Source organism: Bacillus sp. F56 (assembly GCF_001748205.1).
Lineage (GTDB): Bacteria > Bacillota > Bacilli > Bacillales > Bacillaceae > Bacillus > Bacillus stercoris.
Genome location: NZ_BDFC01000004.1, coordinates 12291 through 34113, shown reverse-complemented (window position 1 = coordinate 34113; position 21823 = coordinate 12291). Strand labels below are relative to the sequence as shown.

At 43.8% G+C, this 21823-nt stretch carries 22 protein-coding genes; 4 read left to right on the top strand and 18 right to left on the bottom strand.

All coding sequences use genetic code 11. The features are described from left to right. Positions 1-62: 62 nt before the first annotated feature. Complete coding sequence (locus BFW96_RS00245) at positions 63-2132, top strand: thioredoxin domain-containing protein (RefSeq protein WP_069838289.1); 2070 nt, start codon at positions 63-65, stop codon at positions 2130-2132. Here the strand turns inward: BFW96_RS00245 and BFW96_RS00240 are convergent. Continuing rightward, the gene (locus BFW96_RS00240; protein WP_069838288.1) at positions 2129-3028 is read right to left on the bottom strand and encodes a CPBP family intramembrane glutamic endopeptidase; all 900 of its coding nucleotides are present in this window, start codon (positions 3026-3028) and stop codon (positions 2129-2131) included. The two genes, BFW96_RS00245 and BFW96_RS00240, sit on opposite strands and share 4 nt — an antisense overlap. 227 nt (positions 3029-3255) lie before the next feature. Here BFW96_RS00240 and BFW96_RS00235 point away from each other — a divergent pair, with 227 nt between their 5' ends. Beyond that, the gene (locus BFW96_RS00235; RefSeq protein ID WP_069838287.1) at positions 3256-4611 is read left to right on the top strand and encodes an MFS transporter; all 1356 of its coding nucleotides are present in this window, start codon (positions 3256-3258) and stop codon (positions 4609-4611) included. A gap of 33 nt (positions 4612-4644) precedes the next feature. On the opposite strand, the gene BFW96_RS00230 is transcribed toward BFW96_RS00235, so the two are convergent. The 11 genes from BFW96_RS00230 to BFW96_RS00180 form a co-directional block, all read right to left on the bottom strand. Then, complete coding sequence (locus tag BFW96_RS00230; protein WP_069838286.1) at positions 4645-5199, bottom strand: sugar O-acetyltransferase; 555 nt, start codon at positions 5197-5199, stop codon at positions 4645-4647. A gap of 17 nt (positions 5200-5216) precedes the next feature. Continuing rightward, on the bottom strand, positions 5217-5597 hold the full coding sequence (locus BFW96_RS00225; RefSeq protein WP_069838285.1) for a VOC family protein: 381 nt from the start codon (positions 5595-5597) through the stop codon (positions 5217-5219). 54 nt (positions 5598-5651) lie between these two features. Continuing rightward, positions 5652-6587, bottom strand: coding sequence for a transcriptional regulator CcpB (ccpB, locus tag BFW96_RS00220; RefSeq protein WP_069838284.1), 936 nt, complete (start codon positions 6585-6587; stop codon positions 5652-5654). A gap of 61 nt (positions 6588-6648) precedes the next feature. Then, positions 6649-7407 (bottom strand): exodeoxyribonuclease III, encoded by a 759-nt coding sequence (gene xth / locus BFW96_RS00215; protein WP_069838283.1) that lies wholly within the window; start codon positions 7405-7407, stop codon positions 6649-6651. 60 nt (positions 7408-7467) lie between these two features. Further along, positions 7468-7707 carry a 30S ribosomal protein S18 gene (rpsR, locus tag BFW96_RS00210; protein WP_003219224.1) on the bottom strand — a complete coding sequence of 80 codons (240 nt, stop codon included), beginning with the start codon at positions 7705-7707 and terminating at the stop codon, positions 7468-7470. Positions 7708-7750: 43 nt separating this feature from the next. Further along, positions 7751-8269 (bottom strand): single-stranded DNA-binding protein SsbA, encoded by a 519-nt coding sequence (gene ssbA, locus BFW96_RS00205; RefSeq protein WP_003219228.1) that lies wholly within the window; start codon positions 8267-8269, stop codon positions 7751-7753. A 40-nt stretch (positions 8270-8309) separates the two neighbouring features. Further along, positions 8310-8597 (bottom strand): 30S ribosomal protein S6, encoded by a 288-nt coding sequence (rpsF, locus tag BFW96_RS00200; RefSeq protein WP_014115888.1) that lies wholly within the window; start codon positions 8595-8597, stop codon positions 8310-8312. A 110-nt stretch (positions 8598-8707) separates the two neighbouring features. After that, complete coding sequence (gene ychF / locus BFW96_RS00195) at positions 8708-9808, bottom strand: redox-regulated ATPase YchF (protein ID WP_014666140.1); 1101 nt, start codon at positions 9806-9808, stop codon at positions 8708-8710. Between the two features lie 126 nt (positions 9809-9934). After that, the gene (locus tag BFW96_RS00190; RefSeq protein ID WP_069838282.1) at positions 9935-11938 is read right to left on the bottom strand and encodes a molybdopterin-dependent oxidoreductase; all 2004 of its coding nucleotides are present in this window, start codon (positions 11936-11938) and stop codon (positions 9935-9937) included. Between the two features lie 50 nt (positions 11939-11988). Next, positions 11989-12195, bottom strand: coding sequence for a DUF951 domain-containing protein (locus tag BFW96_RS00185; protein ID WP_003226838.1), 207 nt, complete (start codon positions 12193-12195; stop codon positions 11989-11991). 93 nt (positions 12196-12288) lie between these two features. Next, entirely contained in the window at positions 12289-13305 is a 1017-nt protein-coding gene (locus BFW96_RS00180) for a YkvI family membrane protein (RefSeq protein ID WP_040081127.1), read from the bottom strand. A gap of 441 nt (positions 13306-13746) precedes the next feature. On the opposite strand from BFW96_RS00180, the gene yyaC reads away from it, so the two are divergent. After that, the gene (yyaC, locus tag BFW96_RS00175; protein ID WP_069838281.1) at positions 13747-14364 is read left to right on the top strand and encodes a spore protease YyaC; all 618 of its coding nucleotides are present in this window, start codon (positions 13747-13749) and stop codon (positions 14362-14364) included. A gap of 38 nt (positions 14365-14402) precedes the next feature. Here yyaC and spo0J read toward each other — a convergent pair whose 3' ends face one another. Both spo0J and soj read right to left on the bottom strand, forming a co-directional pair. Next, positions 14403-15251: a stage 0 sporulation protein Spo0J gene (gene spo0J, locus BFW96_RS00170; RefSeq protein ID WP_069838280.1), complete on the bottom strand. Its 849-nt coding sequence runs from the start codon at positions 15249-15251 to the stop codon at positions 14403-14405. Further along, positions 15244-16005 (bottom strand): sporulation initiation inhibitor protein Soj, encoded by a 762-nt coding sequence (soj, locus tag BFW96_RS00165; RefSeq protein ID WP_003219244.1) that lies wholly within the window; start codon positions 16003-16005, stop codon positions 15244-15246. Before soj ends, spo0J begins: the two co-directional genes overlap by 8 nt. A 248-nt stretch (positions 16006-16253) precedes the next feature. Between soj and BFW96_RS00160 the strand changes: the two genes are divergently transcribed. Further along, entirely contained in the window at positions 16254-16694 is a 441-nt protein-coding gene (locus BFW96_RS00160; RefSeq protein ID WP_014666146.1) for a PH domain-containing protein, read from the top strand. A 50-nt stretch (positions 16695-16744) separates the two neighbouring features. On the opposite strand, the gene noc is transcribed toward BFW96_RS00160, so the two are convergent. From noc to mnmE, 4 genes are all read right to left on the bottom strand, one after another. Further along, a complete protein-coding gene (gene noc, locus BFW96_RS00155; protein ID WP_040081122.1) occupies positions 16745-17593 on the bottom strand; it encodes a nucleoid occlusion protein in 849 nt (282 codons plus the stop codon). Positions 17594-17714: 121 nt separating this feature from the next. Further along, complete coding sequence (gene rsmG, locus BFW96_RS00150) at positions 17715-18434, bottom strand: 16S rRNA (guanine(527)-N(7))-methyltransferase RsmG (protein ID WP_069838279.1); 720 nt, start codon at positions 18432-18434, stop codon at positions 17715-17717. A 13-nt stretch (positions 18435-18447) separates the two neighbouring features. After that, positions 18448-20334 (bottom strand): tRNA uridine-5-carboxymethylaminomethyl(34) synthesis enzyme MnmG, encoded by a 1887-nt coding sequence (mnmG, locus tag BFW96_RS00145; protein ID WP_014666149.1) that lies wholly within the window; start codon positions 20332-20334, stop codon positions 18448-18450. A 20-nt stretch (positions 20335-20354) separates the two neighbouring features. Further along, positions 20355-21734, bottom strand: a complete 1380-nt coding sequence (gene mnmE / locus BFW96_RS00140; RefSeq protein ID WP_069838278.1) for a tRNA uridine-5-carboxymethylaminomethyl(34) synthesis GTPase MnmE — start codon at positions 21732-21734, stop codon at positions 20355-20357. Between the last annotated feature and the right edge of the window lie 89 nt (positions 21735-21823).

Sequence of the window (21823 nt, the reverse complement as noted above, 5' to 3'; positions counted from 1 at the left end):
GATTATTTTTGAGAAAATGTGTTAAGTTAAATATAAACTAATTACAGAAAGCAGGTGATCCCATGCCGGACAAAAGTAAACCCAATAGATTAATCGCTGAGAAGTCTCCTTATTTACTTCAACATGCTCATAACCCTGTGAATTGGTTCCCTTGGGGAGAAGAAGCCTTCGAAAAAGCAAAACGCGAAAACAAGCCGGTTCTTGTCAGCATTGGTTATTCGACATGCCATTGGTGCCACGTCATGGCCCACGAAAGCTTTGAAGACGAAGAAATCGCGCGTCTTCTCAATGAACGGTTTGTGGCGATTAAAGTCGACCGGGAAGAGCGGCCGGATGTGGATTCTGTTTATATGCGAATCTGCCAGCTGATGACCGGGCAGGGCGGCTGGCCGCTGAATGTGTTTATTACGCCTGATCAGAAGCCGTTTTACGCGGGTACATATTTTCCAAAGACGAGTAAATTCAATCGTCCTGGTTTTGTTGATGTGCTTGAGCATCTGTCTGAGACGTTTGCGAACGACCGCGAGCATGTCGAGGATATTGCGGAGAACGCCGCTAAACATTTGCAAACCAAAACAGCTGTGAAATCTGGTGAAGGCCTTAGCGAGTCAGCAATTCACCGGACATTCCAGCAGCTTGCCAGCGGGTTTGACACGATCTACGGCGGTTTCGGGCAAGCACCGAAGTTTCCGATGCCTCATATGCTGATGTATTTGCTTCGTTATTACCACAATACAGGGCAGGAGAATGCTTTATACAACGTGACGAAAACGCTGGACAGCATGGCGAATGGCGGCATTTACGATCATATCGGGTATGGGTTCGCCCGCTATTCAACCGATGACGAGTGGCTCGTTCCCCACTTTGAAAAAATGCTCTACGACAATGCGCTGCTGCTGACCGCTTATACCGAAGCCTATCAGGTCACGCAAAACAGCCGTTATAAAGAGATTTGTGAGCAGATCATTACGTTCATTCAGCGGGAAATGACCCATGAAGACGGAAGCTTTTTCTCCGCTTTAGATGCGGACACAGAAGGAGAAGAAGGAAAGTACTACGTATGGTCAAGGGAAGAGATACTGAAAACGCTTGGAAACGAACTCGGAACGCTGTATTGCCAAGTGTATGACATCACTGAAGAAGGAAACTTTGAAGGCAAAAATATTCCGAACCTCATTCACACAAAGCGAGAACAAATCAAAGCGGATGCCGGCTTAACCGAAGAAGAGCTCAGCATCAAGCTCGAAAACGCAAGACAGCAGCTCTTGAACATTCGCGAGCAAAGAACCTATCCGCATGTCGATGATAAAGTGCTGACCTCATGGAACGCGCTGATGATCGCGGGTCTCGCCAAAGCAGCAAAGGTATTCCAGGAACGGAAATATCTCAGCTTAGCGCAAGACGCCATTACATTTATTGAAAAAAATTTAATCATCGACGGCCGTGTGATGGTCCGGTATCGAGACGGCGAAGTGAAAAACAAAGGCTTTATCGACGATTACGCTTTTCTCCTATGGGCCTATCTCGATCTCTATGAAGCTTCGTTTGATCTTTCTTATTTACAAAAAGCGAAGAAACTGACAGACGATATGATCGGCTTATTTTGGGATGAGGAGCATGGCGGATTCTATTTTTCCGGGCATGATGCAGAAGCCTTAATCGTACGGGAAAAAGAAGTGTACGACGGCGCCATGCCTTCCGGGAACAGTGTGGCAGCCGTTCAGCTGCTGCGTCTTGGACAAGTCACAGGTGACTTATCACTGATTGAAAAAGCAGAAACGATGTTTTCCGTGTTCAAGCCGGACATCGACGCGTATCCGAGCGGCCATGCTTTCTTTATGCAAAGTGTGTTAAGGCATCTGATGCCTAAAAAAGAAATCGTGATTTTTGGCAGTGCAGACGATCTAGCCAGAAAACAAATCATAACGGAGCTCCAAAAAGCCTTTAAGCCCAACGACTCCATTCTGGTGGCAGAGCAGCCCGAGCAATGCAAAGACATTGCGCCATTTGCAGCAGACTACCGCATTATAGACGGCAAAACAACCGTGTATATTTGTGAAAACTTCGCCTGCCAGCAGCCGACAACGATTATCGAAGAAGCCATCCAAACGTTAATAAGCAGCAAGGATTAAGACCCTTGCTGCTTACTTTTTGATTTCTTATGGTGCCATAAAGCGATCCCCGCAAACACAAGGTTGACCGCAATCGTCAAGAAAGCCTCCCACATTGGGTTCCCCCGCGTAACCGTAAATAGAGAAGGAATTCCTCCATACACACTGTTTTTTTCTGTGATAAACATACACAAAAACATATTATTCGCAGCGTGGGCGCCAAGTGAGATTTCAATACTGCCAGTTTTAATCGTGTAATAGGTCCACACAAAACCAAATGTTAAGTACTCAATTCCTGCCCAAACAGCTCCATTGTTCATTTCTGGATTCGCAAAATGCAATACGCCAAACAATCCCCCGACAATCAATGTCAAGATAAGATGATTTTTCGTCAATCTCCCGAAGGCTTGAAGCAAAAATCCCCTGAAAAACAATTCCTCAGCTGATGTCTGAATCGGAACCAAAATGAGGGCTGCTGCAAGCAGCCAGATAAATCGTGATGCATCAAAGGCTTGCATTGAATAATTGTCTGGATGAATCGCAAAATCAATCAATTGTACGGCGATCATCAGCAAGAAATAAGCAATAAAACCAAAGGAAATTCTCCGCCAATTCATCTTTGAATTTGGTGTAATCACCGTTCGGAAGGGCCGCTTCAAAATAAAGCGCACAGCCAGCCAAACTCCAGGAATGGCCAATAAATAAATCACATGGGACAAATAAAGATCAACGAGAGGATCACTCAGCACAGCTTCATCCAAATCAAACGTGATATCGGGATTCACAATAACCGTGAACAATATAGCGAAAAGGTAAGCTATATTCCCAAATACATATAATCCTACCATCACCAAAAAAGCGAAAAAGTATCTCCACAGCGTATTGTTTCCTTCTATAGGACGGATAAATGAATTCATTCCTTCTATGTCTCTTCCTTTCAATGAGAATATCACTATATATTTGCATAAATTGGTCTATGAATCTACTGTTTTGGAAATTTTTTAAGCAAAATGTACGGAAAAAGTGCGAATATAGTTCTCCCATCTAGTGATTTGAACTCTGTCGCCAATGAACCAAGATACTTATAATATTCCCAAGAGGGGAATTATCAGTCTTTTCTTACTACTTTAAAAGGGGGTTTTTTATGAATACGATCTTCAATCAGAAGAACGCACATCCTTTCTCAAACGCAGCGAATCGTTTAGACCGCCTTCCGATTTCACGCGTTCATTTCCAAGTGTTAACCGCTCTCGGCATCGTTTATTTCTTTGATCTCGCAGATTTATTTACCCTCAGCAATGTAGCACCGGCACTGATCGAGCATTGGGGCATTCCGCTTTCAACCATTGCCAACGTGACGGCGGCTTCATTTTTAGGCATGTTTTTAGGCGCTTCGCTGGGCGGACGGCTGTCCGATCGAATCGGCCGCAAAAAAGCCTTAAATCTATTTGTCTTTGTTTTCTCAATCGCATCGCTGTGCAATGCCGCGGCATGGGACATTCCATCTTTAATGACATTCCGTTTTCTCACCGGATTTGGCGTCGCAGCAGCCATGGTCATTACGAATAGCTATTTGGCGGAGTTTTTCCCTTCAAGTGTACGTGGAAAATATATTTCTTTTTGTGCCATGATTGGTTTGATCGGCGTCCCGATCACCAATATTGTGTCTGCCTTTGTCATTCCCCTCGGTTCATGGGGATGGAGGCTTGTATTTGTATGGGGTGCCGTCGGCCTTATTTATTTTTTCTTCATCCGCCGTCTGGAAGAGTCACCTCGCTGGCATGAAAATCGCGGTGAATATGCGAAGGCTGACGCGATCCTCAATCGAATTGAGACGCAGGTTGAACATGAGAAAGGCCCGCTTCCGGCACCGGCTCCACCTAAAGCAAACAGTTCCGTTCAACAGCATGCCGGTTACGCAGGATTATTGAAAGGCAGAAACCTCAAAATCACTATTATTTTATCTGCTGTATGGATTTTTGAGACATTTGGGTTTTACGGATTTGCCTCATGGGTTCCAAGCCTATTAAAAAGCAATGGCGTCACCATGGAAAATACATTGTGGTATAACGTATTGCATTCTGTCGGTGCTCCGCTTGGCGCACTGCTCGGCTCCATGATTTCTGAGAGATTTCAAAGAAAGTGGATTTTAGCTGCCAGCGCGTTTCTGACGGCCATCGCAGGGCTCTTATATGGCATGACTTTTATTCCCATCATGATCATTGTGTTTGGCTTTATCGTGAATATCACAGAACGGGTTTTCACGTCGAACTTATACGCCTATACATCTGAACCTTATCCGACTGAATACCGCTCGTCCGGCAGCGGATTAGCCTACGGTCTGGGCCGTTTTTCAAACATTTTCGGCTCATTGCTTGTCGGATTTATTGCCGTTCAGCTCGGCTATGTCAGCGTCTTCTTGTTTATAGGCGGCTGCTGGCTCGCATGCTCCTTGCTGTTAATCTGCTTCGGCCCTAATACCAATGCGAAACAAATTTAAAAAAGTCAGTGCGGAGCTGCCGCACTGATCTCTTTACAATTCCTTCAATATCCTCGCAGGGTTTCCGCCTACAACAGTGTTAGCGGGCACATCCTTAGTCACAACAGATCCTGAAGCAATCACCGCATTATCACCAATTGTCACTCCTGGGTTAATCACTGCCCGGCCTCCGATCCAAACTTGATCTCCAATTGTCACAGGCTTACCGAACTCCTTCCCGGACTTTCTTTCAATCGGATCGAGAGGATGGCCGGCTGTGTAGATATGTACACCTGGCGCAATCAAACAATGACGGCCGATACGCACCTCACAAACATCTAAAATGACACAGTCAAAATTAACAAATGTATGATCTCCGATATGAATATGATAGCCATAATCACAGCGAAATGTCGGCAGAATCGTGACTTGATCCCCAACCGAACCGAGCAGCTCCTTCAAAACCTCTGTCCGCACTGCGTCATCTTCTGGTGTTTCGTTATATTGTCTAATCAGCTGTCTCGCATGCTTGCGTTCTAGTAATAGTTGTTGATCTTCCGGATTGTATAATTCGCCGGCTGCCATTTTTTCTTTTTCTGTCCTCAGCATTCAAGTCACTCCAGATGTTAAATTGTAATTTCAATTAAATTTCCTTCATCATCTTCAATCACACTTTCATAGTAGCCGTCTCCCGTTGTCCTTGGGCCGTTTACTACTGCGAAACCGTCCTTCTTCAATCGGGCAGTCAGTTCATCAACCTTCTCCCGGCTTCCTACGGAAAAGGCAATATGCGCCCAGCCTGTCATCGTTTGTGAAGGCGGATCGGTCACATTCTCTTTTTTCATAATCTCCAGCCTTGCCCCGGAATCAAACGTAATAAAATAAGATTTAAAATCCTTTTTCTCATTATGATACAAATCATTCGCTTTGCCATTAAAATACGTTTCATAAAAAGACTTCATTCGCTCTAAATCATTGACCCAGACCGCTGTATGTTCAATCCGCATGTCTTCTCCTCCTTTACCTTCAATGAAGTTATAACGTATGAAATGCATTTCAGTTCAAGCTTTTTTCTCAAAGTTATGCTGAATTTTGATATCAACGGGTTCATCCTGCAAAAAAAGAGAAAATGCGGCGGTGCCAAGCTGCTCAAGATTCAAATCGAGCGATGGAAATCCAAGAACACGGCTAATAGAAGTATTTCCCTCACCTATGATTTCAACATCCCAATTATTCTTCTGGGCAAATAGATGAATTCCAGCTGCCACTTCATCACTGTTTGCATAAATAGCAGTCGGGACCCGCCCGCTCATATAAAAATGTTCAGCTGCCCGCTCACCATCATTCATATCGTTGCATCCGGACAGCATATGGCGGTCTTCCAACCTTCCGCAGACAGCTTTATAGGCCGCAGCTTTATCAGCGGTGCTTGGGCTCCTGTCGGCTTCTCTGACGCATGTAAAAGCGATATTCTCATGTCCGCGGCTTTTTAGATAGCGAAAGCTTTCTGCATAAGCAGCTTTTCTGTCGTTATACGCACATGGGACATCAATGTCACCGGTTTCCTCACAAGCGATGATCGGCCCATATTCTTGATAAGCTAAAATCTTGTCCCAATGATTGGCGCGGGAAGTAATAATGAGGCCGTCAATTTTCTTTGTTTTTAACAGCTCTAAATATTTGATTTCAATAGCGGGGTTATAATTGGTGGGGAGGAGGGTCGTTGCATACTCATGCTGAAAAGCAGCCTTGGTGATTCCGTTAACGATTTTATCAAAGCAGGGATGATCGCTATAAGGCAGAATCACACCAACCGTATGGGTTTTCCCGCGAATGAGATCGATTGCGGTTCGATTTGGTGTATAATTCAATTCCTTCATGACTTGATGCACAAGCTTTCTCTTTTCTACAGACACATACGGATGATGATTCAATACACGCGAAACAGTTGAAACAGATACATTTGCCAGTCTTGCAATCTCTTTTATATTTGCCATCCTCTTTCTCCTTTTTCATATAAAAAAAAGCAGTAAGTGTAAAATCCTTACTGCTATCTCATCATATATTGATGATAAGTTCAACAGGACAATGGTCGGAACCCATGACATCCTTTGATATGCCGGCACCTTCAATCTGTTCCTTAAGGCTTTCAGAAACAACAAAATAATCAATGCGCCATCCTATATTTCTGTCCCGGGCGCCGGCACGATACGACCACCAGGAAAAAGCGCCTTCAAGATCAGGATAAACATGACGGAAGGAGTCAACAAAGCCAGCCTCTAATAAACGAGTAAATGCCCCTCTTTCTTGATCGGAAAATCCAGCGTTCTTCCGGTTCGCCTTTGGATTTTTCAAATCAATCTCCTGATGGGCTACATTCAAATCACCGCATAAAATGACTGGTTTTTTCTCATCCAATTCAAGAATATAAGACAATAGAGCCTCTTCCCATTGCATGCGGTAATCGATTCGCTCTAATCCCCTTCTGGAATTTGGCGTGTAAACGGTCATCACAAACACGTTTTCAAATTCCAGCGTAATCACTCTGCCTTCTTGGTCATGCTCTTCTATTCCGATACCGTACATGACACGCAGCGGCTCTTGCTTAGAAAAAACAGCTGTGCCGGAATATCCTTTTTTCACTGCATAATTCCAATACACATGATAGCCCTCAGGCTGGAGATCAACCTGTCCGTCCTGTATCTTTGTTTCCTGAAGACATATGATATCTGCATCCTCTTCTTTCAGATAAGAGAGGAAATCCATTTTTCTCATCACAGCCCGCAGGCCGTTTACATTCCATGAAATCAGCTTCATGTTTCATCCCCCTATAAAAAAGAGCAAGAACCCGAAGGTCCTTGCTCTTTACGTATCAGCTTACTCACCGCTTACGTATGGAAGTAAAGCCATTTGACGTGCGCGTTTGATAGCTGCAGTCAATTTACGTTGGTATTTAGCATTTGTTCCAGTTACACGACGTGGTAAAATTTTACCGCGCTCAGAAACAAACTTTTTAAGAAGATCTACATCTTTGTAGTCGATGTGCGTGATGCCGTTAGAAGTGAAATAACACACTTTACGGCGTTTCGCACGACCGCCTCTGCGTCCTCCTGCCATTGTCATTTCCCTCCTTTCTTTTTCATTTTAGGCGATAATCACATTAGAATGGAAGATCATCATCCGAGATGTCAATCGGTTTGCCATCGTTGGCAAATGGGTCATCATTAAAGCTGTTCCCCTGATTGCGTCTCTGGTTGTTTTGATTTCCCCCGAATGGATTATCATTTTGGCCTCCGCCAAAGTACTGGCCTCCGCCGCTGTTTCCTTCGTTGTATCCACCTGAACCAGAACCGCCGCCGTTTTTCGGCTCAAGAAATTGAACACTTTCAGCTTGGACCTCTGTCACGAAGACACGCTGTCCTTGCTGGTTTTCATAGTTTCTTGTTTGTAAACGGCCATCTACGCCTGCAAGGCTTCCTTTTTTCAAGAAGTTTGCAACGTTTTCGGCTTGTCTTCTCCAAGTGACACAATTAATGAAATCGGCCTCACGTTCTCCGGACTGGTTCGTAAATGTACGATTCACAGCAAGAGTAAACGTAGCAACAGCCGCACCGTTTGGCGTATAACGAAGCTCTGGGTCTTTTGTCAGTCTTCCGACTAATACAACTCGGTTAAGCATAAGAAAGACCACCTTTTACCATTATATATTTCAAAATTGCTTATTCTTCTTCTTTAACAACAATGTGGCGAATGATATCGTCACTGATCTTAGCTAGACGGTCAAATTCTTGAACTGCCGCAGCATCAGCTTGAACGTTTAAGATTTGGTAGAAACCGTCGCGGAAATCGTTGATTTCGTAAGCAAGACGACGTTTACCCCAATCCTTTGTTCCAGTGATCTCCGCACCGTTAGAAGTCAGAACGTTGTTGAAACGCTCGATAACTGCTTTTTTAGACTCATCGTCAATGTTTGGGCGGATAATGTACATAACTTCGTACTTTCTCATCTGTTTGCACCTCCTTTTGGACTAAGCGGCCCATAATGGGCAAGGAGCAATAATTCTATTACTCACAATTTTATATTATACCAAAGCTCTTGTCCCTTTACAACTGCATCCTAAACATTAAATCGGAAATGAATAACATCTCCGTCTTGAACCACATATTCTTTCCCTTCGAGGCGGACTTTTCCTGCTTCTTTGGCTCCTGCCATACCGCCGCCCGCAAGAAGATCCTCATAAGCAACTGTCTCAGCGCGAATGAAGCCTCGCTCAAAGTCACTATGAATAATTCCTGCACACTCAGGGGCTTTCATGCCTTTTTTGAATGTCCAAGCTCTGACTTCCTGCTCTCCCGCCGTGAAGTATGTTGCAAGGCCAAGAAGAGAGTAAGACGCTTTGATCAGCTGATCAAGACCTGATTCTTGAATGCCCAGCTCTTCCAAGAACATTTGCTTTTCTTCGCCTTCAAGCTCAGCAATTTCGGATTCGATTTTCGCGCACACAACGATAACTTCTGCGTTTTCGCCGGCAGCGTACTCGCGAATCTTCGCTACATTTTCATTGCCAGATGGATCAGCCACTTCATCTTCACTTACATTGGCCACATACAAAATAGGCTTCGAAGTCAGTAAATGGAGCTGCTTCACAAGCTTTTGCTGCTCTTCAGTGAATTCTACAGATCGAGCAGGCTTTTCACTCTCAAACGCTTCTTTCAGTTTAGATAAAATCTCAAACTCATATACAGCGTCTTTATCTTTTTGTTTCGCAAGTTTGCTGACGCGTGTAATCCGCTTTTCAACCGTTTCCATATCGGCGAGGATCAGCTCAAGGTTGATCGTTTCAATGTCATCAATCGGATCAACTTTTCCGGAAACGTGTGTAATGTTGTCATCGGAAAAAGCACGGACAACGTGGCAAATCGCGTCAACCTGGCGAATATGGGATAGGAATTTGTTACCGAGTCCTTCTCCTTTAGATGCGCCTTTTACAATCCCTGCAATATCAGTAAATTCAAAAGCAGTCGGCACAGTCTTCTTCGGGTTGACCAGCTCAGTAAGCTTTTGCAGACGATCATCAGGTACTTCTACAATTCCCACGTTCGGATCAATCGTACAGAACGGGTAGTTCGCTGATTCGGCACCGGCCTGTGTAATTGCGTTAAATAGTGTTGATTTCCCGACGTTCGGCAAACCAACAATTCCAGCTGTTAAAGCCATTCTTTCATCTCCTCTATATAAAACCGTCATTGTATGAACGTATTTTGAACCTAGAGCAATTATAAGGAGGTTCACTGGAAAAGACAAGCTGACAAAAAAGCATTTTCAGCCTGCCAATCCCTTTGATTATGCTTTTTTCAAGCCTACTAAACAGTCAAAAAGCGTACTTCCCATTCCATTATCAGAATTTGTATCATTTGTCAGTGCATTGACTGAACCTCCAAAAGCCGCCCACATGCCTTCATCTATATTAATCGTCTTCGCATGAGCCTGCTTCATCACTTTCACCGTTCCCTTCAAGCGTCCGCGGTCATTAAAGATGACAACCTCGTCTCCATCCTGAAGATCCTGCTCAGCCGCTATATCTGGAGAAATATCGACCTGAACGTGCTGAAGCTTTTCAATAAACGGCACATGCTGTGAATGGTTGGAACGCTGCGGATGAATGGACAACAGCGTATAAGGATACTTCCCAGCTAACGCCTCATTATGGAAAACAGACTCTTCGGGCACGTTTAATTGAAGCAAGCCGCTAAATCCTTTTTCTTCAGCTAACGACGAAGTAAATTCAAATTTTCCGCTCGGCGTCAAAAACTCATAGTCATCCCACGGAACCTGCTTGACCGGAAGAGGGAGGTGGCCTTTTTCTTTTAAACGCTCGAGTGTCACACCTTCTGCTTCCAATGAAGAAAGCCCCATCTCTAGAAATTCTTCAGTACTGTGCTCAAAAAGCTCGCCAAACCCAAGGCGTTTTGCAAGCTCTGACCAGATCCAGCTGTCCGACTTCGCTTCACCCTGGGGCTCCACAAGTTTTTTTCCGTACTGAACATAGTGGTGATACATACTGGAATAGTAGATATCCTCTTCTTCAAAAACAGTGGCAGTCGGCAAAACATAATCACACAGCTTTGCGGTATCCGTCATAATGGAATCAATCGCGACTGTCATCGGAACCTTTTCAAAAGCTTGTCTGACTTTGTTTGTATTCGGCACCTGAGTCAGCGGATTTCCGCACGTCACAATCATCATCTCAATCGCAGGATCAGCAGCGGTCAACACCTCTTCAGCCTGCGTCATCATTGAGAATGAACGTGATGCTGTTTTTAATTCCGGCAGCGTCAGCTTTGTTTTCGCAAAGCTCTCGCCAATCTGGACATTTCCGAAATTCGCGCCGCCGCCCTTAATTCCGACATTTCCGCTTGCCGCAACAAGTGCATCAATCCAGCGAATCGTTCCGCCGCCGTTTTTATATCGCTGCATGCCTAGCCCCATAAAAGTAGACACCGGACCATCTGCATACAAACCGGCCAAATACTCCAGCTCCTCCATAGAAGTTTCTGTTTTCACAATAAACTCTTCCAGAGAAACAGTTTTCAATAGCTCTTTCACATCATCAAAACCGACAGAGTGCTCAGAAATAAACGTTTCATCCATTCTCCCCGTCTCAATCAGAACCTTCAAAACGGCTGCCGCAAGCCAGCCATCCATTCCCGGCTTAACAGAGATATAGCGGTCGGCAAGCTTAGCAGTCGGATTGAAGATCGGATCAATCACCGTAATCGTGGCGCCCTTCTTTTTCACCTGCTGCAAGTGATGGTATAAGTGCATATTTGTTCTGGATACATTTCTTCCCCACACAACAACATGCTTGCTGTTGTAAATATCAAGCGGGCCGTGACCGTACGAACGGCCAAAATCCCAGCTTTGCGCCTCGATGCCGGAGCCCCAGCATATGCTTCCGACGATTTCAGTCACGCCTCCATATCCATTAAAAAAACGCTGATCAAGCGCTTTTAACAGACCGTTATTCGCATAATCATGGCTGTGCAAAACAGCAGTCGTCTCCGACGTTTCCTTGATTTCCCGAAGTTTATCGGCAATTTCATCAAGTGCCTGCTCCCAAGAAATCCGCACAAACTCGCCATTTTGTTTTTTCATTGGATAGCGAAGCCGATCAGGAGAATTTGTTTTTGTCTCAAGCATTCTGCCGCGGCCGCAGATTTTACCTTCCGTAATCGGATGGTTTGGATCTCCGTCCACTTTTGTTACCTTTCCATCATCAACAGTCACCAAAAAGCCGCAGCTGTCCCAACAATTCAGCGGACATGCCGACTGATGCACTTTGCTCATCGCCGTCTTCTCCTTACCTTCTATATGAAAAAGCATGAGTGTCGGCCTATTTATGAAGTAGGCTCCTCATGCTTGACTAGTACTTTTTTTAGTTTTCTTTCAAATTCTCTTCTCGGAATCATAACACTGTGAGAGCATCCCTCACACTTAATTCGAATATCCATTCCCATGCGTATAATTTTCCAGCTGTTCGCTCCGCATGGATGCGGTTTTTTCATTTCTACGATATCATTCAGGCCAAAGTCTTTATCCGCCAAGACCCTTCACCTCTTTTCATAAACTGCTGTATCTATTGTACAAAAAAACTGATCATAAGAGCAATCAAGATACTTGAAAAGAAATACTTCCTCTTATTTCCATTTACTTAAAATAGGATATAAGAGAAGACAAACTAACAAATACAAATTTAACATCCCGTATATCGGATACAAAAACGCGATCAAATCAGAAAATCCGAAAGAAGTAAAAGGTACCATTAACACTAACAAAATCAACACAATCAACCATCTCGGCATATGAACAAACCCCATCAGCCGGCTGGACAGCCCCAGCAATCCCGCTACCGTCGTCGTGTAAATGGCCAGACACAGCACCCCCGTCATACATAAAAAAAGGACATAAGGCGCACCCTCCAAAACGGCAAACAGCGGTATTTCAAACTGAGAAAGGGAGCCCGCCAGCTCCACTAACGTTTCATTATAAACAAATGAGATCACGCCAAAAATGAGACCGCTTGCCACACTTGCGATTTTCGCTTCTCCGAGTCCTTTCATCTCTTTCCCAACAGAGGATAAAATCGCAACAACTGAAAGGATGTTTAAAGAAGTAAACGTTATGCTCGCAGGCCAGTTATACTGCTGAGACAAATCAATCGTCCACGTATGGTGATGTGTGCTCTGAAAAGAGATCAGCGCATATAAAAGCCCCGCTACTAACACAGGAATCAAAATACTATTTATTGATAATATTCCTTTCACATCCCACAAAAACAAACACACTGTCACGATGCAAATCAGCGCGATTCCCCACCAGAAAGGAAGCTTGTACATCTGCAGGGTCACACCGCCTCCGGCAATCATCACCATAGTCGTCGAAAACAAATAAAAAATGATGAGAACATCATAAATTTTCGCCAGCCACGGCCCCATTAAATGCTCCAGAACCGGCAGAAAATGAGTGGATTGAACCTTAAAACTGATTTTCATCACAATATAAGACGAGAAAATGAACATGATTGTAAACAGCACAATAGCAAGTCCGCTTTCCGCCCCAAAAAACTGCCAAATCTCCTGACCGCTCGCATATCCGGCCCCGATCAGGCTCCCTAATATGAGCAGCATCCACTTCATTCCGGCTCTCCACAACATCATCACCTCATAGACAAAGATCAGCTTGTTTCCGTTATTGTTACTATATAAATAAAAGAAGGTAAAAATGCCATATTTTCATAGACATTTGAACACAAGCTGAAATTACCATCCGAAATACTCATAATAAAAGACTGCTGATGCAGGCAGTCTAAAAAATATCATTTTGCCGCGGAATGAAGGAATGAACCTCATTAACCATACCTATCTATAAAGTGTTTTGTAAGCAGACCATAGCTTGATCATGATCGAGGCAATGGGGGACAATATTTGTAATTCACCCACTAACCATTCATATCATAACCTCTACTTTTTTTAAATCTCCGGTGTCATACACAAAGCATAAAAAACCGTACTGCTGGATATACTGTAAACAACCTTACATAACGAAACACACACCATAGCAATTCTGTTACCTACTATAACAAGGAAGTGAAACCTATGAATCGAAAAGGCGGGCTTTTTTCCTCTCAGGAACGAGTAAAACAATACGTTTCACATACAGATGCAGCTGCAGCAAAGCAAATCCAAACCATTCTTTCTTCATCCTTACGTAAAGCTGCCGGCAAACCAATTGTCGTGGTTTGTATCGGAACAGACCGTTCAACCGGTGATTCGTTGGGCCCGCTCGTAGGAATGAAACTCAAACAGATGCAGCTCACCAGATTCCATGTCTACGGAACCTTATCTGACCCCGTCCATGCTGTGAACATGAAGGACAAAATCAGTGACATTCATAAATTACATAAAAACCCATTTATTATAGCGGTCGATGCATGCTTAGGCCGCGTTAAGAGTGTGGGTTCATTTCAAATCGGAGACGGGCCATTAAAGCCAGGAGCCGGTGTGCAAAAAGACCTTCCTGAAGTGGGAGATCTTCATATTAACGGAATCGTGAATGTGAGCGGTTTCATGGAGTATTTTGTATTGCAAAACACAAGACTCAACCTGGTCATGAATATGGCCAATGTTCTCGCGGAAGGATTGAGTTTAACAGATCGGACAGAGTGGAGGCAAGAACGCCTGAACCCGCTGCAAAGGCTCACTGGGCGCATATAAAACAAAAACCATCTTCGCATGAAAGATGGTTTCTTCATTTATGATTCTCGTTCAGACAAAAGCTCTAAAATCCGGTCAAGATCTTCATTGGAGAAAAATTCAATTTCGATTTTGCCTTTTTTCTTCTGTCTTTTAATATTAACTGTTGTTCCAAAATAATTTTGGAGATAGGATTCCCGTTCTTTTAGAACCGCGTCTTTCACAGGTTCTTTTTTCTTTGTTTCACGTGAAACATTCTGATTTAACTGCTGAATCAGCTGCTCAAGCTGGCGGACATTAAGCTGCTCCGCAATCACTTTTTGAACAAGCGGTTCAAGCTTATTTTTGTTTTTCAAGCCAAGAAGCGTGCGCCCATGTCCCATAGAAAGCGTACCTTCGGCAATAAGCTGCTGAATATTTTCTGGCAGTGTCAGCAGTCTTAAATGATTCGCAATATGCGGTCTGCTTTTCCCAAGACGTTTGGCAAGCTGCTCTTGCGTGAGATCTAAGTGTTTCAGCAAAGAGTCATATGCCTGTGCCTCTTCAAGCGGAGATAAATCTTCGCGCTGAAGGTTTTCTAATAAAGCAATTTCCCTCATTAATGCCTCTGATAATTCACGGACAATCGCCGGAACTGTCTCTAAACCCGCCAGCTTTGCTGCCCGAAAACGCCGTTCCCCCGCAACAATATCATAGCCTTTTAAAGATTTTCTGACGATAAGCGGCTGAAGAATGCCATGCTGCAGCACTGATTCTTTAAGTTCAGCTAATGCCTCGTCATCAAAGTGTTTTCTTGGCTGATAAGGATTAGGGCGTAAATCGGCAATTTTAATTTCTTCAACTGTCTCTTCAGACAAATCGACCTGATTAAATAACGCATTAATCCCTTTTCCAAGGCCTTTAGCCATTCGCAGCCACTTCCTTTGCTAAATCTAAATATACTTCCGCACCTCTTGACCGCGGATCGTATAAAATGATGGGTTTTCCGTGACTCGGTGCCTCACTCAGACGGACATTACGCGGAATAACTGTCTTATATACTTTATCTCTAAAATACTTTTTAACCTCTTCAATCACTTGAATGCCGAGGTTTGTCCGAGCATCAAGCATTGTCAGCAATACACCTTCAATCATTAAATCCGTATTCAAATGCTTTTGCACAAGACGTACTGTATTTAATAACTGGCTGAGCCCCTCCAAGGCATAATATTCGCACTGTACAGGAATCACAACGGAATCCGAGGCAGTAAGGGCATTAATCGTCAGCAGCCCTAGTGACGGCGGACAATCAATGATAATGTAATCATAATTTTGCTTTACTGCTTCAAGTGCTCTCTTCAATCTCACTTCTCTTGAAATTGTAGGAACCAGCTCGATCTCAGCCCCGGCAAGCTGAATCGTCGCAGGGATCACGTCCAAGTTCTCGACTGTCGTTGCTTTAATAATATCTATAACATCTGCATCATCTACTAAAATATCGTACACACACTGCTCTACATCGGCTTTTTCAATCCCTAATCCGCTTGTCGCATTTCCCTGCGGATCAATATCTACCAGCAGAACCCTTTTCCCTATGTAAGCCAAACATGCCCCAAGGTTGACAGACGTCGTTGTTTTGCCGACCCCGCCTTTTTGGTTCGTAATTGCTATGATTTTTCCCACGATGTCACCTACTTTCACATGAACATGTACTATCTTGCTTCTATTCTATCAAAAAAAGATTAAAGCGTTTCATTTTTTTCATCATTTTGTTCCGAATCAGAAGGGAAATAATTGAAAATTCAAGCACGCTTTATGCTTTCTCTTATAAATTCTACAATTTCTATGTTTTTTTGACTTAAAAAAGGAATTTCTTAAAGAAAAAAAGAAGAAGTCACAGTAACAGAACGCGGAAACAGGACGGTGAGAAAATGGTTTATCAAACAAAGAGAGATGTACCCGTTACGCTGATGATTGTGTTTCTCATATTACTGATACAAGCAGATGCCATTGTTCCTTTTGTGCTGGGTAATATGAGAGTTTCGGGCTGGGTCATTTTTATTCTGCTGACTCTTTTAAACGGACTCATCATATGGAGCTTTATTGATCTGAAATATGTATTGAAGGAGCACCATCTGATCATTAAAGCCGGACTGATCAAACATCAAATTCCTTACGAAACAATCGATAAAGTGATCCAAAAAAAGAAGCTGTGGTCAGGTTTCCGTCTTATCGGCTCACGTCATGCCATCACGGTCTACTATCAGGGAGGATGGGGACATGCGGTGATTTCACCGCAAAATACTGAAGAATTTATCCACAAGCTCAAAGAAAAGAATTCTAATATAACAATTTTCACTAAAAGTAATTAATTACCTTTTTCAACGAATATAAAAAGCTCTCCTGCTTTTCAGGAGAGCTTTTATTTTGGTATGCGAATCGTTAATTGAATATATTCTTCAAATTCTTCTTCTTCCGTATTCAATTTTACACCACTGTCCTCCACCATTGATAGTGACTGGCGAATCGTGTTCATCGCAATTCTTGTATCTCTGCTGAACGCTTTGCGTCTCGGCTTTGGCTTTCTCTGGCCTTGCTCCAGCATTTTCACCACGCGGTCTTCCGTCTGCTTTACATTTAAACTTTTCTCAATAATCTCTGTGAGCAGTGTGACTTGGAGCTCAGGCTGTTTCAGCGGAATCAGCGCTCTGGCATGACGCTCGGTGATTTTCTTCTCCATAATCGCGTCTTGGACTGGCTGAGGCAGCTTTAATAACCGGAGCTTATTTGCAATTGTAGACTGCCCTTTTCCTAAACGCTGTGCGAGTGCCTCCTGTGTTAAATCATGCAGCTCAAGCAGCCTAGCATAAGCATGGGCTTCCTCAATAGAAGACAATTCTTCCCGCTGCAAGTTTTCAATTAACGCCACAGAAGCGGTTTCCGTGTCGGAAAAATCCTTAATAATCGCCGGAATCTTTTCCCACTCAAGCGATTGCACCGCTCTCCAGCGTCTTTCACCTGCAATGAGTTCGTATTGGCCTTCTTCTGTATGCCTAACAACAATCGGCTGAATAATGCCGTGTGTATGAATGGTCATTGCTAACTCTTTGATTTTTTCATCTGAGAAAATGGTGCGTGGCTGAAAACGGTTGGGAACGATAGCATTTACCGGTATTTCCAGAATCTCTTCTTTGTTTGTATCATGTTCAGCAATCTCCGGCTCCTGTTCCTTCTCACCAAGCCCGAAGAAACGAGAGAATGAATGCTTCATGTACCTACACCACCTTTAAAAACTGCCATTTTTATAATTCTATTTTCTCATGGTTTTTCCTGCTATACATCCATCAATTTTGATGAAAATATGATGGTATTGTCATATCAGGCTGTCTAAATTACCCTTCAATTGGCGATTTATTAGGAGTTCCCGGTTTTCTTGGATACTTCTTAGGTGTATTTTTTATCTTGCGTATCACCATAATATTACGATCGCTTTCTTCAATAGGCAGCTTAAAGGAATGGACATTCTCAAGTTCTCCTCCAAGCGTCGTGATTGCTTTTTTGCCTGCATTCAGTTCTTCTTCAGCTGATGCCGCTTTTAAAGCAACAAATAAACCGTTTTTCTTCACCATAGGCAAGCAAAGCTCACTCAAAACAGATAATCTTGCAACTGCTCGCGCCGTCACAATATCATAGCTTTCCCGCACGTCTTTCCGTTGTCCGAACGTTTCAGCTCTGTCATGGCAGAATGTTGTATTCTCCAATTGTAAAGCTTCAGATAACTTTTCTAAAAAGGTAATCCGTTTGTTCAGTGAATCCACGATTGTGACATTGAGGTGCGGAAAACATATTTTTATCGGCAGACTTGGAAAACCCGCTCCCGCTCCGACATCACAAATCGTGTTCACTTGATTGAAGTCGACATAGAAAGCAGCTGTAATGGAGTCATAAAAATGCTTCAGATACACTTCTTTTTTCTCTGTAATTGAAGTCAGATTGATTTTTTCATTCCATTCAACCAGCATGTCGTAATACAGCTCAAATTGCTCCAGCTGACGGGGAGAAAGGGAGATCCCTTTTTCCGCCAAACCGGAAGTGAATTCTTCAATATTCATGCCGTCATCCTTTCTACTCGGCTATCTTCGCAATGCGTCCCTGCTCTAAATATACCAATAGAATTGAAATGTCCGCCGGGTTTACACCGGAAATGCGGGAAGCTTGGGCAACAGACAGAGGGCGCACATTTTTCAGCTTTTGACGCGCCTCAGTCGCGATCCCTTTGATTGCGTCATAATCAATTCGATCCGGAATTTTTTTATTTTCCATCTTCTTCAGTTTTTCCACTTGCTGAAGAGATTTTTCAATATATCCTTCATATTTCACTTGGATTTCTACTTGTTCTGCCACGTCTTGAGGAACCGGTACTTCTGGCGGCGCCAGTTTTGTGACTGTTTCATAGTTCATTTCAGGACGTTTCATCAAGTCTGTGCCGCGAACTCCATCTTTCAATTCGCTTCCGCCAAGAGAACGGATATATTCTTGGTTTTCTGGAGACGGCTTGATAATTACAGAATACAGACGTTTTTTCTCCGCTTCGATCGCCGCTTTTTTCTTCTCAAAAGCTGCATACCGCTCATCAGAAATCAATCCAATGCGGTGCCCGATTTCTGTCAGGCGCAAATCAGCATTATCATGGCGAAGAAGCAATCTGTATTCAGCACGTGATGTCAAGAGACGGTAAGGCTCATTAGTTCCTTTTGTTACAAGGTCATCAATCAGAACACCAATGTAGGCGTCAGAACGGCTTAGAATCACTTCTTCTTTTCCAAGCGCTTTTCGTCCTGCATTGATTCCCGCCATAATTCCTTGTCCCGCGGCTTCTTCATAACCGGATGTTCCGTTAATTTGGCCTGCAGTGTAAAGGTTGGTGATTTTTTTCGTTTCAAGTGTCGGCCAGAGCTGTGTCGGTACGATCGCATCATACTCGATCGCATAGCCGGCTCTCATCATTTGCACGTTTTCAAGTCCAGGAATCGTTGCAAGCATTCTTTGCTGTACGTCTTCTGGAAGACTAGTAGATAAACCTTGGACATAGACTTCCTGTGTATTTCTGCCTTCCGGCTCAAGGAAGATCTGGTGACGCGGTTTATCATTAAATCGTACAACTTTATCTTCAATGGACGGGCAATATCTTGGGCCAGTACCTTTGATCATACCGGAATACATCGGTGAACGGTGCAGGTTGCTGTCAATAATCTCATGTGTCTCAGGGCTTGTATATGTCAGCCAGCAAGGGAGCTGATCTGTGATATATTCCACTGTTTCATATGAGAAAGCGCGAGGCACTTCGTCACCAGGCTGAATTTCCGTTTTGCTGTAATCAATTGTGTCGCTTTTAACGCGAGGCGGCGTACCTGTTTTAAAACGAACAAGGTCAAAACCCAGTTCCTCCAAATGCTCAGAAAGCTTAATAGAAGGCTGCTGGTTGTTCGGGCCGCTTGAGTAAGACAGATCGCCAAGAATAATTCGTCCTCTTAGATAGGTCCCTGTCGTCATGACAACTGCTTTCGCCCGATAATGTGCGCCGGTTTGTGTAATCACACCTCGGCATTCACCGTCTTCAACGATCAGCCGCTCCACAATTCCTTGCAGCAATGTTAAGTTTGGTTCTTTTTCAAGTGTATTTTTCATTTCGTGCTGATATTGGAATTTGTCTGCTTGCGCACGCAATGCACGAACCGCAGGACCTTTTCCTGTATTCAGCATTCTCATTTGAATATGCGTTTTATCGATGTTTCTTCCCATTTCTCCGCCAAGCGCGTCAATTTCACGGACGACAATCCCTTTTGCGGGGCCGCCGACAGACGGATTACATGGCATAAATGCAACCATATCTAGGTTGATGGTCAAGACAAGCGTTTTGGCGCCTTGGCGTGCAGATGCGAGGGCAGCCTCAACACCGGCATGCCCGGCGCCAATCACAATCACATCGTATTGGCCTGCTTCATACCCCATGATTCTAGTTCCTCCTTTTATTATTTTCCTAAACAGAATTGTGAAAAGAGCTGATCAATTAAGCTTTCGTGGACAGAATCTCCGATGATTTCGCCCAAAAGCTCCCAGCATCTTGTAAGGTCGATTTGCACCATGTCGATCGGGACATCCTGTTCGATGCCGCTAAGCGCATCTTCAATGGCCCGTTTTGCTTGCTGTAAAATAGAGATGTGACGTGTGTTGCTGACATAAGTCAGATCCCCGCTTTCAATGGCACCCGTATAGAACAGCGATTGAATCGCTTCTTCCAGATCATTGATGCCTTCCTCTTTTAAAAGGGATGTCGTAACAACTGGACGTCCATTGGCAAGTTCACGGACACGCTCAGTGTCAATCTTCGCCTCAAGGTCAGTCTTATTCAAAATCACGATAACGTCCATGCCCTCAACGGCTTCAAAAAGCTTTACATCTTCTTCAGAAAGCTCTTCACTATTATTAAGAACAAGTAAAATCAGGTCCGCTTCCTTCAGAACCTGGCGAGAACGTTCAACACCGATTCGCTCAACAATGTCCTCTGTTTCGCGAATACCTGCTGTATCAACCAGACGAAGCGGAACGCCTCTTACATTCACGTATTCCTCAATTACATCCCGTGTCGTTCCGGGAATATCGGTTACAATGGCTTTTGCCTCATGAACGAGACTGTTCAGAAGAGATGATTTTCCTACGTTCGGCCGGCCGATAATGACGGTAGAAAGACCTTCACGCAAGATTTTTCCTTGCTCAGAAGTTCTCAACAGCGCCTCAATTTCCTTTTTCACGGCGGTTGCCTTTTCAACTAAAATCTGATGCGTCATTTCCTCTACATCATCATACTCCGGATAATCGATATTCACCTCAACATGAGCCAGGGTTTCTAAAATCTCACTGCGCAAACGGCGCACCAAAGCAGAAAGACGCCCTTCCATTTGATTCATAGCAACGTTCATTGCCCGGTCCGTTTTCGCTCTGATTAAGTCCATAACCGCTTCCGCCTGTGAAAGATCGATTCGCCCGTTTAAAAACGCACGTTTCGTAAATTCGCCAGGCTCTGCCAGTCTCGCTCCCTCTCTCAATGCGAGCTGAAGCACTTGGTTCACAGTCACAATTCCCCCGTGACAGTTAATCTCGATAACATCTTCTCGTGTAAAAGTTCTCGGCGCTTTTAACACTGATACCATTACTTCCTCAACGACACGATCTGAAGGTCTGTCTACGATATGACCATAATGAATCGTATGTGATTCAACCGAGCCGAGTGTTTTCCCCTTCGGTCCTTTATAAATTTTATCTGCGATTTGAATGGCTTCTGGTCCGCTCAACCGTACAATCGCAATCGCGCCTTCTCCCATCGGTGTGGAAATTGCCGCAATTGTATCCATGCTGTTCACCTCTCTTTACTTATGTTTCATCTATATAAAAAAATTTTTATTATGCCAAAACTAAAAGATAACATAGTTTGGTTCGAAGT